The 14,021-nt window shown below is 68.0% G+C and carries 14 protein-coding genes; 5 read left to right on the forward strand and 9 right to left on the reverse strand.

Features of this window, described 5'->3' with window-relative positions; all coding sequences use genetic code 11:
- Positions 1-19 precede the first annotated feature (19 nt).
- The 3 genes from C8N38_RS08505 to lptF are packed head-to-tail and all read right to left on the reverse strand — an operon-like array spanning position 20 to position 4,412.
- A complete protein-coding gene (locus tag C8N38_RS08505; protein WP_108026117.1) occupies positions 20-2,188 on the reverse strand; it encodes an LPS-assembly protein LptD in 2,169 nt (722 codons plus the stop codon).
- A complete protein-coding gene (lptG, locus tag C8N38_RS08510) occupies positions 2,188-3,288 on the reverse strand; it encodes an LPS export ABC transporter permease LptG (RefSeq protein WP_108026119.1) in 1,101 nt (366 codons plus the stop codon). Before lptG ends, C8N38_RS08505 begins: the two co-directional genes overlap by 1 nt.
- A complete protein-coding gene (gene lptF / locus C8N38_RS08515; RefSeq protein ID WP_108026449.1) occupies positions 3,285-4,412 on the reverse strand; it encodes an LPS export ABC transporter permease LptF in 1,128 nt (375 codons plus the stop codon). Before lptF ends, lptG begins: the two co-directional genes overlap by 4 nt.
- Before the next feature lie 132 nt (positions 4,413-4,544).
- Between lptF and C8N38_RS08520 the strand changes: the two genes are divergently transcribed.
- The 4 genes from C8N38_RS08520 (at position 4,545) to C8N38_RS08535 (ending at position 7,878) form a co-directional block, all read left to right on the forward strand.
- Complete coding sequence (locus C8N38_RS08520; protein WP_108026121.1) at positions 4,545-6,014, forward strand: leucyl aminopeptidase; 1,470 nt, start codon at positions 4,545-4,547, stop codon at positions 6,012-6,014.
- A 45-nt stretch (positions 6,015-6,059) separates the two neighbouring features.
- On the forward strand, positions 6,060-6,461 hold the full coding sequence (locus C8N38_RS08525; protein WP_108026123.1) for a VOC family protein: 402 nt from the start codon (positions 6,060-6,062) through the stop codon (positions 6,459-6,461).
- Between the two features lie 9 nt (positions 6,462-6,470).
- The gene (locus tag C8N38_RS08530; RefSeq protein ID WP_108026125.1) at positions 6,471-6,929 is read left to right on the forward strand and encodes a DNA polymerase III subunit chi; all 459 of its coding nucleotides are present in this window, start codon (positions 6,471-6,473) and stop codon (positions 6,927-6,929) included.
- Positions 6,930-6,999: 70 nt separating this feature from the next.
- Positions 7,000-7,878: a shikimate dehydrogenase gene (locus tag C8N38_RS08535; protein ID WP_245895620.1), complete on the forward strand. Its 879-nt coding sequence runs from the start codon at positions 7,000-7,002 to the stop codon at positions 7,876-7,878.
- Between the two features lie 8 nt (positions 7,879-7,886).
- Here the strand turns inward: C8N38_RS08535 and C8N38_RS08540 are convergent, their stop codons facing one another.
- The 5 genes from C8N38_RS08540 to C8N38_RS08560 all read right to left on the reverse strand — a co-directional run bounded on the left by C8N38_RS08540 (position 7,887) and on the right by C8N38_RS08560 (position 13,026).
- On the reverse strand, positions 7,887-8,333 hold the full coding sequence (locus C8N38_RS08540; protein ID WP_108026127.1) for a PaaI family thioesterase: 447 nt from the start codon (positions 8,331-8,333) through the stop codon (positions 7,887-7,889).
- A 62-nt stretch (positions 8,334-8,395) separates the two neighbouring features.
- The gene (locus C8N38_RS08545) at positions 8,396-8,977 is read right to left on the reverse strand and encodes a retropepsin-like aspartic protease family protein (RefSeq protein ID WP_108026129.1); all 582 of its coding nucleotides are present in this window, start codon (positions 8,975-8,977) and stop codon (positions 8,396-8,398) included.
- 60 nt (positions 8,978-9,037) lie between these two features.
- On the reverse strand, positions 9,038-9,658 hold the full coding sequence (locus C8N38_RS08550; RefSeq protein WP_108026131.1) for a MarC family protein: 621 nt from the start codon (positions 9,656-9,658) through the stop codon (positions 9,038-9,040).
- A 3-nt stretch (positions 9,659-9,661) separates the two neighbouring features.
- Complete coding sequence (locus tag C8N38_RS08555) at positions 9,662-11,524, reverse strand: ABC-F family ATP-binding cassette domain-containing protein (protein WP_108026132.1); 1,863 nt, start codon at positions 11,522-11,524, stop codon at positions 9,662-9,664.
- Positions 11,525-11,580: 56 nt separating this feature from the next.
- Positions 11,581-13,026 carry an alanine/glycine:cation symporter family protein gene (locus C8N38_RS08560; RefSeq protein WP_108026134.1) on the reverse strand — a complete coding sequence of 482 codons (1,446 nt, stop codon included), beginning with the start codon at positions 13,024-13,026 and terminating at the stop codon, positions 11,581-11,583.
- Between the two features lie 179 nt (positions 13,027-13,205).
- On the opposite strand from C8N38_RS08560, the gene ndk reads away from it, so the two are divergent.
- Positions 13,206-13,628, forward strand: a complete 423-nt coding sequence (gene ndk, locus C8N38_RS08565; RefSeq protein WP_075785376.1) for a nucleoside-diphosphate kinase — start codon at positions 13,206-13,208, stop codon at positions 13,626-13,628.
- 99 nt (positions 13,629-13,727) lie between these two features.
- On the opposite strand, the gene C8N38_RS22125 is transcribed toward ndk, so the two are convergent.
- Positions 13,728-13,853: a hypothetical protein gene (locus C8N38_RS22125; RefSeq protein ID WP_281258221.1), complete on the reverse strand. Its 126-nt coding sequence runs from the start codon at positions 13,851-13,853 to the stop codon at positions 13,728-13,730.
- Between the last annotated feature and the right edge of the window lie 168 nt (positions 13,854-14,021).

Below are 14,021 nucleotides of genomic sequence, written 5' to 3' on the forward strand. Positions count from 1 at the left end.
CCGTTCTTCGTCTGCCTCATCAGCGCATGCACCGCCGTGCGCCGCCGCTCTTTCCCCGCGATCCGAACCCGGCCAGAGAGACCGTCAGATCGAAATCGGTGGACGGGTTCACATTAGTGGACGAGGTGAAGCGGCGCGAGAGGGAAAGATCCACGCTCACGCACTCATTGCTGTATTCGAGCCCCAGCCCGGCCTTGGCGGCCTCGTCGGCCACGAAGTCGTAGCGCCAGTTGGCCTTGCCGGTCCAGTTGCGGTGAAAGTCGTAGGCGGCGTCGACCAGCCATTCCGACCGGTCGTCGGTGCGGTCTTCCGACGGGTTGGCCTCGACCCAGAGCAGGCTCGACCCGATGTCGATCCCGTCCTTTTCCCAGTCGATCCTGAGATCGTTCTTGGTGAAGTCGAACGAGTCGTCGAAAATGGCCCTGTTGGTCAGGCTGACCGCCGTGCCGAAATCGAGCTTGACCGCAGTCAGCCAGTCCGACATGTCGCCCTCGAGCCCCGAGCCGCTGGCGAACTGGTCGTCATCCTCGAAGCGCCAGATCCGCCCGACGGTCAGACCCAGAGCCCATCCGCTGGGGGCATAGCGGGTCCAGCCCAGACCGAGATTGGCGCGCAGCCCGGTTTCGCGCGCATCCTCGCCCGCAAAGCGCGACATCGAGAAAAGGTTGCCCTCGTCGAATTCGACCAGCACGCCGTCCTCGTTCGGGATGTCGCTGTTGTCGTCGTGGCTCCAGGCCAGCTGGACCACCGGTTCGAGGATCTGCGAGCTGCCATCGGCTGCGCTCTTGACCATCGGCCAGCGCAGCTCGACCGCCGCGCCGGGGGTCAGTCGGGTCTGGCTGCCGCCATAGACGGCGTCGTCGCCGATTTCGTAATGATCGAGCGTGACCTCGCCCAGCGTCGCCAGAACCATCCCGTTCCGAAGCGTCCAGTCGCGGCGCCAGTCCGCGCCGATGGTCACGCGGCCCAGATCCATGCCGTCGCCATAACTGTCGAAATCCGGCCCGTCGGTCTCTTCGGTCGACCGGCGGTGCAGCATGTCGGCCGAAAACTCGAGCCGGGCGAGACCGCCCAGCGTCGCGGGTTCGAACCGGCGCACATAGTCGGCCTCGCCCACGAGGGAGGGCATCGTGGAATTGTCTTCCGAATCGCGGAGCGTCTTGAGATGGCCGATCTCGGCCCGGATCAGCTCGTCGCGGCGGGCGCGGCTGATCTCGACCGAGCTTTCCAGCCGGTCCTGTTCGGAATAGCCGTAATCCAGCAGATAGGCGCGGTCCGAGACGGTCTCGATGTCGAAATCGAGCTTGAAGTCCCGGGGCAGATCGAAACTGCCTTCGGCAAAGAGGTAATGCCGGGTCTCGCCCTCGAGGATGTCGTCGCGCGAGATGGCGCCGTTCACCTCGATCTCGCCCCGGGTGAAGGCGCGGCGGTAGCGCAGTTCCAGGGTGCGCGTCTGGCTGCCCGAGAGATAGGGGGTCAGCGTCAGGTCCTGCGAGGGGCCGAGTTCGATGAAATAGGGGATCTTGATGCCGGTGCCGAGCTGGTCGGTGATCCGGGTCGAGGGCGTCAGGAAGCCGGTCGCGCGCTTGCGCGACGGGTCGGGCACGCGCAGATGCGGCAGATAGAAGACCGGCACGCCCGCGACCTCGAGCCGGGCATGGTCGAAATAGATCTGGCCTTCCTGTTCGTCATGGATGATGCGGCTGGCCCGGATCTGCCAGAGCGGCACCTCGCCGTTCACGCAGACCTTGCAGGTCGAGGCGACGGTTTCGCCCAGCCGGTTGTAGCGCCCCGCCACCCGCTGGATGTCGGCCGCCGCGATCTGCAGCTGCTGGTCCAGCACCATCCGGGCCGAGCGCAGGATGCCTTCGGTCATGTCGGCCGAAAGCTCTGCGCTGTCGGCCAGAAAGACGGTGTCGGGACCCGAGGTCAGGGTGATCGGTCCCTCGATGGCCAGGGTCTCGCCGTCGCGGTCATAGACGATCCGCGCGGCCTCGAGCCGGGTCTTGCCATAGAAGACCTCGACATTGCCCTCGGCCACCAGCTCGCGCAGATCGCCGACCGAGATCCGGTCGGCGACCAGGGTCGCGGCCGGGCGCGCGGCCTCTTCGGCGAAAAGCCGGTCGGGCAGCGCGGCTGCGCCCGTCGTCAGGGCGGTGGTCAGGGCGAAGGCAAGAAGGGCCCGCATCAGCCGTCCTCCAGGTGCAGCAGCAGTCCGAGCGACAGTAAGATCCCTGCCAGCGGCGGGCTCCAGGCCGCGAGCGCCACGGGAATCTGCCCGTTCTCTCCCAATACCTGCGCGAAGTTGCGCAGGAAGAACAGCCCCAGTCCAAGCCCCAGCGCCAGCATCGCCATCGTGCCGGTGCGGCCGAAGCGGACATGGCGCATGGTGAAGGCCGCGCCCAGCAGCACCATGGCCGCCATCACCAGCGGCATGGCTAGTTCCATCTGGAACCAGACCCGCTGGGGCAGGGCCGAAAAGCCCGCCCGGTCGAGACCCGCGATGAAGGCGGGCAGATCCCAGATCGCGACGGCGGCGGGGCGGGCAAAGCTGTCGCGGATGTTCTCGAGCGTCAGGTCGGAGGGCAGCACCAGCTGCGGCGAGACCACCGCCCGGGCTTCAGGATTGTCGATCTCGGGGCCGAAGCCCCAGCGCTTGGCGTCGCGGATGTCCCAGCCCTGGGGCCGCAGCCGGGCCTCGGCGGCCTCGATCCGCCAGACCGGGGCGCCCTTGGCATCGAGCGACAGGAAGGTCACGTCGTAGAACCGGGTGGCCTGGGCATCGGCGCGCGCGGCGCGGATCACGGTCTGGCCCGAAAGCGAGCCCTGCCGGAGCCAGAGCCCTTCCGAGCTGACCGACAGCACGCTGGCCTCGCGCCCCTTGTAGCGGGAAGAGACCGAGTCATACTGGCGCGAGGTGGCGGCGATGATCGGGTTGAAGATCGCGACGGCGATGACGCCATAGACCAGCGCCACCACGACCGGCGCGGTCAGGCTGCGCAGCGCCGAGCGCCCCGAGGCACGGGCGATCACCAGTTCCGAGCTGCGCGCCAGCGCCAGAAACAGCGCGACCGTCGCCATGACCGCGATCAGCGGCAGGATCGTGTAAAGATCGCCCGGCACCTTCAGCAGGGACAGATGCAGCGCGCCGCCGATACCCAGGGTGCCGGTGTCGAAGTCGCGCAGCTCCTCGACCATGTCGATCAGCACCATGATGGCGCCGAAGATGCCGAGGATGGCCAGCAGATAGAGCGTGAACTTGCGGGCGATGTAGAAATGCAGGGTCATGCGGCGCGCTCCCGGGGCGGGCGGGGACGGCGGCGGCGCATCGCCGACAGCCAGATCAGCCCCAGCCCCAGCGCGATGCCGATCAGCGGCGGGGCATAGGTCACGGGCCAGAGCGCCGCATCGCTTTGCGCGACGCCCGCGGCCGAGTTGCTGAGGAAGTTGACTGCGATCAGCAGGGCGATGGCCAGCCCGATCTGGCGGCCGAGCCCGAAGCGCGAGAACCCGCCGGCCATGAGCGCCCCATAGCCGATCAGCGCACCGGCCACGGCCAGCAAGGCCTGGGCGGTGCGCGCATGGCCCTCATAGAGAAAGAGCGCAAGCGGCTTGCCCGACGCCTCGATCAACTCGGGGCTGGGAAACAACAGGTCGCGGGTCGACATCTCGTCCAGCGACGGGCGGCGGATCCGGGCGCTGCCGATCAGGCCCGAGATGTCATAGGCGAAATCGTCGAAGGTGGCGGTCGAGAGCCGCCGGTCTTCCTCGCGCAGCCACTGGGCCATGCCGTCGATCATCACCAGCTTGGGGCCGTCCTCGCTTTGCACCAGAAAGGCGCGGTTCGCGGTATAGGTGACGCGGGTCGCGGGATCGGTGGCGTCCGACAGGTAGATCTGTTTCAGCTCGCCCGACCGGGCGATCTCGCGGATGAAGACGGTGATGCCGCTGGCCGGGTGCAGGAACTGCCCCGCCGACAGGAACCGGGCGGTGAAATCGCGCGAAATCTCGGCCTGGCGCAGGTCGAGCTGGGCGCGGCTGGCGGGCACCAGGAAATGGGTCAGGATGCAGATCGGGATCGCCACCAGCAGCCCGAACAGCGCGACCGGCCGCGCCAGGCGCCAGGGGCTGCAGCCAAGCGCCTGCATCACCACCATCTCGCTTTCGTTGGTCAGCCGGTTGACCACATAGACCGTCGCCGCGAAGGCCGCGATGGGCAGCACCAGACGGATCACGTTGGGCAGCGTCAGGGCCGCGAATTCCAGAAAGACCAGGGCCGACTGCCCGTCGCCGATGATGTCGTTGAACAGCGACACGCCCCGGTTGACCCAGTAGACCGAGACCAGCACGAGGGCGAAAAAGCCGAACAGGACGGTCAGCTGCGCCAGAAGGTATCGGTCGAATCTGGGCACAAATATCCCCGGCAGGTCCATGATCGGGCGGCAGACTAGTCCAATCGTCTTGGGGGGAAAACTGCTATCTGGTCAAGCGGGGGGTGCCGGATTAGGTAGGGACCGACAGGTATACCAGATCAGGAGCCGCCGATGAGCACCCCCGTCGCCATTGCCTTTGCCGAAACCGATCTTGAGGCGGTCGCGGGTGCCGCGGGGCGGATCGCGGTCCTTGTCGATGCCGAGGGCAAGCTCGATCCCGGCGCGCGGCGGGTCAACCGCCTGACCAAAGGCGCGCTGGCGCGGTTCACCGACAGCGAGGCCTTCGCCGGGATGAAGACCGCCGAGATCGTGACGCTGGCCTGGCCCGCCGGGCTGGCCGCCGAGGCGGTCGATGTGGTGCGGCTGGACCGCAAGGCCAGCCAGGCCGATGCCCGGCGGGCGGGGGCCGAACTGGCCAAGCGGCAGGGCAAGGCCGACGTGCTGCTTCTGGCGGGCAGCCATCCGCGCGCCGCCGACATCGCCTTCGGCTTTGCGCTGCGCGCCTACAGTTTCGATGCGCACCGCACCGCCGAGCCGGTGGTGCCGGGCGCGGTCAAGGTGATGGTCGCGAAGCCCGAAGAGACCGCGGCCCAGGCCGGGCCGATGGCGGCGCTGGCCGAGGGCGTCTTCTTCACCCGCGATCTGGTGAACGAGCCCGCAAACGTGCTGACCACCGACGATTTCGCCGGGCGGCTGGCCGCGATGCAGGAGCTGGGGCTCGATGTCGAGATCCTCGAGGAGGACGAGCTGAAGACGCTGGGCCTGCGCGCCCTGCTGGCGGTGGGGCAGGGGTCGGAAAGCCCGTCCAAGGTTGTGGTGATGCGCTGGAATGGCGGCGCGGCCGATCAGGCGCCGCTGGCGCTGGTGGGCAAGGGTGTCGTGTTCGACACCGGCGGCATCTCGATCAAGCCCGCGCAGGGCATGGAAGAGATGACCATGGACATGGGCGGCGCGGCGGTGGTCGCAGGCGTCATGCGGACGCTGGCGCTGCGCAAGGCGAAGGCCAATGTCGTGGGCGTCGTCGGTCTGGTCGAGAACATGCCCGACGGCCGCGCCCAGCGTCCGGGCGATATCGTGCGCTCGATGAAGGGCGACACGATCGAGGTGATCAATACCGATGCCGAAGGCCGGCTCGTGCTGGCCGATGTGCTGTGGTACACGCAGGACCGCTTCAAGCCCGCGGGCGTGATCGACCTTGCCACCCTCACCGGGGCCATCATCGTCGCGCTCGGCACTGCCAATGCGGGCGTCTATTCCAACGATGACGGGTTCTGCGCCGATTTCCTGAAGGCCGCCGCCGCCGAGGGCGAGGGTGCCTGGCGGATGCCTCTGGGCGAGTCCTACGACAAGCTGATCAAGTCGCGTCTGGCCGACATCAAGAACTCGGCCGGCCGGCCTGCGGGCTCGATCACCGCGGCGCAGTTCCTGCAGCGTTTCGTTGCGCCGGGCACGCCCTGGATCCATCTCGACATCGCGGGCGTCGCCATGGTGCAGGACGAGACCGTGCTGGCGCCCAAGGGGGCGACGGGGTGGGGCGTTTTGGCGCTCGACCGGCTGGTGGCCGACCGTTTCGAAGCGTGACGCACCGGTGCTAGGATCGGGTCGCAGAGAGGAAGGACGAGCCGGATGATCATTCCTGCGACCCGCTACCGCGATCCCGAGGCGGCGCTGTTGTTTCTGGTGGGCGTTCTGGGCCTCGAAGAGCAGGCCGTCTATCGCGACGACGAGGGCAACCTGATCCATGCCGAGCTTCGGCTGGGGGACGGGCTGATGATGTTCGGCCCCGCCGGACGGGGCGGGCTCGACCCGCATCTGGCCGATCCGGGCGAGATCGGCGGGCGCGAGACGACGACGATCTATGCGTCGGTGCCCGATGCGACCGAACTGCACGGCCGCGCGGTCGAGGCGGGCGCCCGGATCGTCATGCCGCTGGCCGAACAAAGCCATGGCGGCACCAGCTTCTCGGTCGCCGACCCCGAGGGCCATATCTGGACCTTCGGCACCTACAACCCCCTCGCGCGGCGCTGACCGGGGCCGATGGGACAGGCGCTGTTCTATCATCTGACCCGGGCTCCGCTGGAGGACACCCTGCCGATGCTTCTGGACAAGGCGCTGAAGCACGGGATGCGGGTGGCGGTGCGCGGCACCGACCGCGACCGGCTGGCGCGGCTCGACGACCGGCTGTGGCTGGGCGACGGGTTTCTGCCGCATGGCATGGCGGGGACCGGGTTCGATGCCGACCAGCCGGTTCTGCTGACCGCCGAGGCGACGCTGCCGAATGGCGCGCGCTGCCTGATGGCGGTCGACGGGGCCGAGGTCACCCCCGACGAGACCCGGGCGCTGGACCGGGTCTGCATCCTCTTCGACGGCACCGATCCGGCGGCGGTCGAGCGGGCGCGGGGCCAGTGGCGGCTGATCTCGGGGGCGGGGCTGGCGGCGCAATACTGGTCCGAGGAAAGCGGCCGCTGGCAGAAGAAGGCCGAAAGCGGCGGCTGAGCCCTCCGGCTTGACGGGTGCACCTGCCCCCGCCAGTCTGACCCGACGCGGCCGGGCTTGGGAGGGCGCCGTGACGTCTGGGATTTCCGGGGATGGGGCGCCGATCCTTCTGGGCCTGATCGGTCGGGGCATCGCGCGCTCGCGCAGCCCCGCCATGCATATGGCCGAGGCGCGGGCGCAGGGGCTGACACTGCTTTACCGCGTGCTCGACATGGACGCGCCGCCGCGGCGGGGGCTCGATCTGGCCGGGATGCTGGCCGCGGCCGAGGCGGCGGGCTTCGACGGGCTGAACGTCACCCATCCGTTCAAGACCGAGGTGACCGGCCTTCTCGACGAGCTGTCGGAGGAGGCGCGCGCGGTCGGGGCCGTCAACACCGTGCTGCTGCGCGGCGGGCGGCGGATCGGCCATAACACCGACCTTTGGGGATTCGCCGAAAGCCTGAGGCGCGGTCTGGCGGATGCGCCGCGCGGGCATGTCCTGCTGATCGGTGCGGGCGGCGCCGGGGGCGCGGTCGCGTACGCCCTTGTGCGGTCGGGCGTCGCGCGGTTGTCGATCCATGACAGCCAGCTGGACCGGGCCGAGGCGTTGGCGGACCGGCTGTCCGCCCCGGGCGGCGGGTGTGCTGTCCGGGCCATCGCCGATCCGGCGGCGCTGATCCGGGACGACAGGCCAGACGGGATCGTCAACGCAACGCCGCTGGGCATGGCCGGGCATCCCGGGATGGCGGTCGCGCCCGATCTGCTGGGCCCCGGGATTTGGGTGGCCGATATCGTCTATGTACCGCTTGAAACCCCGCTTCTGGCCGCCGCGCGCCGGGCCGGGTGCCGGGTGTTGCCGGGGGCGGGCATGGCGCTGTTTCAGGCCGTGCGGACCTTCGAGCTGTTCACGGGCTGTCCGGCAGACCCGGCGCGGATGCAAACGGCGTTCGAGCGGTTCGATGCGGGGTGAGGCCCGGCTCAACCGCGCGGGCGCAGAACCATCTGGGTCTGGATCACATTGGCGGCGAGGGTCCCGTCGCCCCGGGTGATGGTCGTCTGCCAGACCATGGTGCTGCGCCCGCGATGAAGCGGCACGGTCTCGCAGCGCGCGGTGTCGCCCAGGGCCACGGTGCGGAAGAAGTTCGTCTTGCTCTCGATGGTCGAGGTGCCTTCGCCCGCCTCGAGATCGAGGTTCAGGAAGGTCGCGGTGCCGCCCAGATTGTCGGCAACCGCCATGATCGCGCCGCCATGCAGCGTGCCGTTGCGGTTGGTCAGATCCTCGGTCACCAGAAGCTGGGCCACCACCCGGTCGGGCGCGGCGGAAACCACGCTCAGCCCCAGAAGCCGGGCAAAGGGCGGCTGATTCGCCGCGATCTCTGCGATCCGGTCGCTGTCGGGTCCGGGGTCTTGGGTCGGGTCTGTCATCGGGGGCGCCTCCTCGCTGCTTGCGCCCAGCCTAGCGGGCCGCGCCGGCGGGGGCGAGCGGTTCAGCGCGTCAGGATCATCCGGTCGCGGACGAACTCGATCCGTTCGAAGCGGTTGAGATAGGCCATGCCCAGAAGCGATTCGCGCATTTCGCCGGAATTGACGAAGGCGCGCAGGTTGCGGTCGGTGACCGGCCCCAGTTCGACCGAGTCGAGCCGCACGGGCGCCGTGCGGACCGCGCCATTGGCGGTATGGGCCTCGCCGAAGAATTGCAGGCTCCGTGGATCGATCCCCACCCGTTCGGCATCGTCGCGGGTCAGCACCACATCGGTCGCGCCGGTATCCACGACGAACCGGATCGGAACGTCGTTGATCCGCAACGTCATGTAGTAATGGCCATCGGGCGCGCGGGGCACCTCGATCCGGTTTTCGTCAGCAAAGACGGTCTGGCGCGGGGCCACATCGTTGCGGATATCGGACCAGAGCCCGAAGCCCGCGATCACGCCGATGAAAATCAGCCCCCAGATCGCCGCCTGCTGGGCGACTTGCCCCAGCCGCCGGCGGTGCGACATCAGGAAATAGCCCGCGATGACCGTGGCCAGCAGGACAAGATAGATCAGCCGTCCGAAATCGTCGCCGGTCATGACGCTCCTTTCCCGGGGATAGGACCGATATAGGCGGCGGGAGGCGAAACGCGAAGGGGCTCAGGCCGGGGCAAGGCCGAAATCCCTGAGCCCATCGAGGATGAACTGCACCGAAAGTGCTGCCAGCAGCATCCCCAGCAGCCGCGAGACGACGACGATGCCGGTATGGCCCAGCGCGCGTTCCAGCAGGCTGGCCGCCAGGAACAGCGCGACACAGATCCCGATCACCGCAATCATCGACAGATGGATCAGCAGCATGTCGAGGGGCGCGCGGTCGATCTGTCCGTTCAGAAGGATCATCGTCGCCATCGCGCCGGGCCCGGCCATCAGCGGGGTTGCCAGCGGAAAGACCGACGGGTCGGGCAGCTCTTCATGGGCACGGTCCTCGCGCCTCTTGCTGCGCCGCTCGAACAGCATCTCGAGCGCGGTCAGGAACAGCAGGATGCCGCCCGCGATGCGGAAGGCGGGCATCGAGATCCCGGCAAAGGCCAGCACCTTTTCCCCGAAGATGCCGAACAGCGTCAGCAGACCGACCGCGATGGCGGCGGCGCGCAGGCCGATGGCCCGGCGCTGGCGGGTGCCCATGCCCTGGGTCAGTGCCACGAAGACCGGCGCCAGCCCGATCGGATCGACGATCACGAAGAGGGTGATGAAGGCGCTGACGTGAAAGCCCAGATCCATGGCTCAGACCTCGGCCGAGTCGAGCTTTTCCAGCGCGGCCATCCAGAGCGCCTCGGCCCGTTCCATCGCCTCTTCGGCCTCGGCGAACTTCTTTTGCCACAGGATGCGTTCGTCGGCGCGGGCGGGGTCGTAAAGGTCGGGATCGGCCAGCTTTTCCTGCAGCTTGCCGCGCATTTCGCCAAGCTTCTCGACCCGTTGTTCGCATTTGCGGACCTCGGCGCGCAGCGCCAGGATCTCGTCGCGCGAGGCGCGTTTCGGAGCTTCGGGCTTAGCGGCCTTGTCGACGGTCGCGACCTTTTCGGGAACGTCGGTGCCCAGCAGCATCCGGCGATAGGCGTCGAGGTCGTCCTCGTAGGGCGTGACCCGGCCGCCCTGCACCAGCCAGAGCCGGTCGGCCACCATCGACAAGAGGTGCATGTCGTGGCTGACGAGGATCACCGCACCCGAATAGTCGTTCAGTGCCTCGGACAGCGCCTCGCGGCTTTCGATGTCGAGGTGGTTGGTGGGTTCGTCGAGGATCAGCAGATGCGGCGCGTCGAGTGTCGCCAGCAACAGCGACAGCCGCGCCTTCTGCCCGCCCGAGAGCCGCCCGACCTCGGTTTCCGCCTGATCGGCGCCCAGCCCGAATCCGGCCAACCGCGCGCGCAGTTTCGAGGGCGCCTCGTCTGGGCGTTCGCGGCGCAGGTGGTCCAGAGGGGTCTCGTCCAGATGCAGCTCGTCCACCTGATGCTGGGCGAAATAGCCGATTCTCAGCCGGTTGGCCGTCGTCATCCGGCCGGAGAGCTTGTCGAGCTTGCCCGCCAGCAGTTTCGAGAAGGTCGACTTGCCCTCGCCGTTCCGGCCCAGAAGCGCGATCCGGTCGTCCTGATCGATTCTCAGCGACAGGCGTTGCAGGACGGGCGTGCCGTCATAGCCGACCGCGGCCCCTTCCAGCGCCACGATGGGCGGCGACAGTTCGTCGGGCTGGGGGAAGGTGAAGACCACGCGCGCCAGATCCTCGGGCGCGGCGATCGGGGTCATCCGCTCCAGCATCTTGATGCGGGCCTGGGCCTGCTTGGCTTTCGAGGCCTTGTAGCGGAAGCGGTCGACGAAGCTTTGCAGATGCGCGCGCCGCAGGTCCTGTTTCTTGGCCTCCGCGGCCTGCACCGCGCGCTGTTCGGCACGCGCCCGGGCGAAGGCGTCGTAGCCGCCCGCATACAGCGTGAGCTTGCGGTTCTCGAGATGCAGGATATGGCCGACCGCGCGGTTCAGAAGCCCGCGGTCGTGCGAGATCAGGATCACCGTATGCGGATAGCGCGCCAGATAGCTTTCAAGCCAGAGCGCGCCTTCGAGGTCCAGATAGTTGGTGGGCTCGTCCAGCAACAGCAGATCGGGGCGCGCGAAAAGCACGCCCGCCAGCGCGACCCGCATCCGCCAGCCGCCCGAGAAGTCCGAACAGGGCATGAGCTGCTGGGCCTCGGAGAACCCGAGCCCGCGCAGGATCGACGAGGCCCGCGCCTCGGCCGACCAGGCGTCGATATCGGCCAGCCGGGTCTGGATTTCGGCGATACGGTGGGGATCGGTCGCGGTCTCGGCTTCGGCCATGAGGCTGGCGCGTTCGGTATCGGCGGCCAGCACCGTGTCCAGCAGCGAGGTCGCGGACGAGGGCACCTCTTGCGCGACGCCGCCGATCCGGGCGTGGCGCGGGAAGGAGATCGCGCCCGAATCGAGCGTGAGCTCCCCCCGGATCAGCCGGAAGAGCGTGGTCTTGCCGGCCCCGTTCCGGCCGATCAGGCCGACCTTGTGGCCATCCGGAATGACGGCAGAGGCGCCCTCGAACAAAGGGCGCCCCTCGATGGAATAGCGAAGATCGTCGATGCGCAGCATGGCCCGCCTTTAGCAGGGCGCGGGCGGCGGGGAAAGCCGGGTCAGGGACAACCGGGTCAGGCGCCCCGCTCGGCGGCGACATCCTCGTTCCAGATCGTGCGGTCGATTCCCTTCGGGTCGATCTCGGGATGCTTCGAGAGCCGGAAATAGGGTTCGACCCGGGTCTTGCGCTGTTCGAAATAGTCCTTCGTCAGCCGGATCACCGTGCCCGACAGCAGAATCAGCGCGACGAGGTTGATGGTGGCCATGGTCGCCATCGAGGCATCGGCGAAGTTGAAGACCTTGGTCACCGGCTGCACCGCCCCCCAGATCACCATGCCGACCTGTGCGGCCTTCAGGATCGCCAGCGGCACACCGCGGCCAAGCCCGAGAAACTCCATCACGTTTTCGGAATAGGCGTAGTTGCCGATGATCGAGGTGAAGGCGAAGAAAAGAATCGCCACCGCGATGAAGGGCGGGCCGAAGGCGCCGATATGGGCCGACAGCGCGTTCTGGGTCAGCTCGGTTCCGGTGATTCCGTCGGGGCCGTAATCGACCACGCCCGACAGCAGGATCATCAGCGCGGTCGCGGTACAGATCAGCAGCGTGTCGATGAAGACGCCAAGCCCCTGCACCATGCCCTGGCTCGACGGGTGATGCGGGTCGGGCACGGCCACGGCCGCGATATGCGGGGCCGAGCCCATGCCGGCCTCGTTCGAGAAGAGCCCGCGCTTGACACCGTTCAGGGCGGCGGCGGCAAAGCCCCCGGCGAATCCGCCCACCGCCTGGTCGATGCCGAAGGCGCTCTTGACGATCAGCGCCAGCAGGCCGGGGATCTCGGTTGCGTGCACGACCAGCACATAGGCCGCGACCAGCAGGTAGATCCCGGCCATGATCGGCACCACCCGTTCGGCCACGCTGGCGATCGAGCGGATGCCGCCGAAGATCACCACCCCTGTCAGCGCGCCGATGGCGATGCCGGTCGCAAGTTTCGGGATGCCGAAGGCGCCGTCGGCGGCATCGGCGATGGAATTCGACTGGACCGCGTTGAAGATCAGCCCGAAGGAACAGAGGAAGAAGAAGCAGAACACATAGCCCAGCCATTTGGCGTTGAGCCCGTGCCAGATGTAATAGGCCGGCCCGCCGCGATACTGGCGGTCGGCATTGCGCACCTTGTAAAGCTGGGCAAGCGTCGATTCGGCATAGGCCGTGGCCATGCCGACCAGCGCCACCATCCACATCCAGAAGACCGCGCCCGGCCCGCCCAGATAGATCGCGACCGCCACGCCCGCCAGATTGCCGGTTCCGACCCGGCTGGCGAGGCTGACGGTCAGGGCCTGCAGCGGGGTGATGCCGCTGCGATCCGACTCGCTGGAACTGACGACGACGCGGATGAATTCGGGAAAGTGGCGGAACTGGAGCCCGCCGAGGCGGATTGTCAGGTAAAGCCCGGCTCCGATCAGACCCCAGATCAGGACATAGCCCCAGAGCACGGTGTTCAGGAAATCTACAATCACGGTCATGAAAAGCCCTTTTCACAGAGGCGCGCGAACACGCACCCCAACGTGAGCGGGCGTGATCGGTTCCCGCGCGACTCGCCCGCGACTGCGGCGAAAGCCTGTTTTCAAGGGCCGGGGCGCGTGCTAGCAGGGCCGCGATTTTTCCCCGCCGTCCCCGGGCGGCGCCCAAGAGGACGCAAGACATGGCGATTCAACGCACCTTCTCGATCATCAAGCCCGACGCGACCCGCCGCAACCTGACCGGCGCGATCAATGCCAAGCTGGAAGCCGCGGGCCTGCGCATCGTGGCGCAGAAGCGCATTCACCTGACCAAGGCCCAGGCCGGCGTGTTCTACGCGGTGCACAAGGAACGCCCCTTCTACGACGAACTCTGCGAGTTCATGGCCTCCGAGCCGATCGTCGTGCAGGTGCTGGAAGGCGAGGACGCGATTGCCAAGAATCGCGAAGTGATGGGCGCGACCAACCCGGCCGAAGCCGCCGAGGGCACCATCCGCAAGGAATTCGCCCTGTCGATCGGCGAGAACTCGGTTCACGGGTCGGACGGCGCGGACACCGCCAAGGAAGAAATCGCCTATTTCTTCTCGGGTCTCGAACTGGTCGGCTGAGCCGCCGACCGAGTCGCGGCCGCTGAGGCGCCAGACCGGCGCGCGGCACAGAAATCAAGGGGCCGGTTCCGCAGGAGCCGGCCCTTTCGGTTTGTGCCGTCAGATGCTGGCCCAGTCCCCGAACACCGGGCCCTTGGTGGAGTCGGGGGCGCTGTCCGGGCGCGGACGGGCCGAGTCGCCCTTGGACGACACCGGGCGCGGCTGGGAAGAGGGGGGGCTGGCCATGGGCGGGACTCCTTTCGCGGCAAACACTGAGGGCCGGTGCACGGTCACATGCCCGACGGCAACCATCTGGCCGCAGAAACCGGGCGCTGTGCGGGCAAGACTCGGGCGAAAAGGAGCTTTGGGTTCTTCGGCCGGGCAGGAGCCCGCCTTGGGGCGGCCGGGCCGGAA

This window comes from Rhodovulum kholense, assembly GCF_003053725.1.
Classification (GTDB): domain Bacteria; phylum Pseudomonadota; class Alphaproteobacteria; order Rhodobacterales; family Rhodobacteraceae; genus Rhodovulum; species Rhodovulum kholense.

Bases quoted from the DNA above. Each gene is read 5' to 3' on its own strand.
- C8N38_RS08505 (WP_108026117.1), bottom strand. From the start codon at position 2,188: ATGCGGGCCCTTCTTGCCTTCGCCCTGACCACCGCCCTGACGACGGGC.
- lptG (WP_108026119.1), bottom strand. From the start codon at position 3,288: ATGACCCTGCATTTCTACATCGCCCGCAAGTTCACGCTCTATCTGCTG.
- C8N38_RS08520 (WP_108026121.1), top strand. From the start codon at position 4,545: ATGAGCACCCCCGTCGCCATTGCCTTTGCCGAAACCGATCTTGAGGCG.
- C8N38_RS08525 (WP_108026123.1), top strand. From the start codon at position 6,060: ATGATCATTCCTGCGACCCGCTACCGCGATCCCGAGGCGGCGCTGTTG.
- C8N38_RS08530 (WP_108026125.1), top strand. From the start codon at position 6,471: ATGGGACAGGCGCTGTTCTATCATCTGACCCGGGCTCCGCTGGAGGAC.
- C8N38_RS08540 (WP_108026127.1), bottom strand. From the start codon at position 8,333: ATGACAGACCCGACCCAAGACCCCGGACCCGACAGCGACCGGATCGCA.
- C8N38_RS08545 (WP_108026129.1), bottom strand. From the start codon at position 8,977: ATGACCGGCGACGATTTCGGACGGCTGATCTATCTTGTCCTGCTGGCC.
- C8N38_RS08550 (WP_108026131.1), bottom strand. From the start codon at position 9,658: ATGGATCTGGGCTTTCACGTCAGCGCCTTCATCACCCTCTTCGTGATC.
- C8N38_RS08555 (WP_108026132.1), bottom strand. From the start codon at position 11,524: ATGCTGCGCATCGACGATCTTCGCTATTCCATCGAGGGGCGCCCTTTG.
- C8N38_RS08560 (WP_108026134.1), bottom strand. From the start codon at position 13,026: ATGACCGTGATTGTAGATTTCCTGAACACCGTGCTCTGGGGCTATGTC.
- ndk (WP_075785376.1), top strand. From the start codon at position 13,206: ATGGCGATTCAACGCACCTTCTCGATCATCAAGCCCGACGCGACCCGC.
- C8N38_RS22125 (WP_281258221.1), bottom strand. From the start codon at position 13,853: ATGGCCAGCCCCCCCTCTTCCCAGCCGCGCCCGGTGTCGTCCAAGGGC.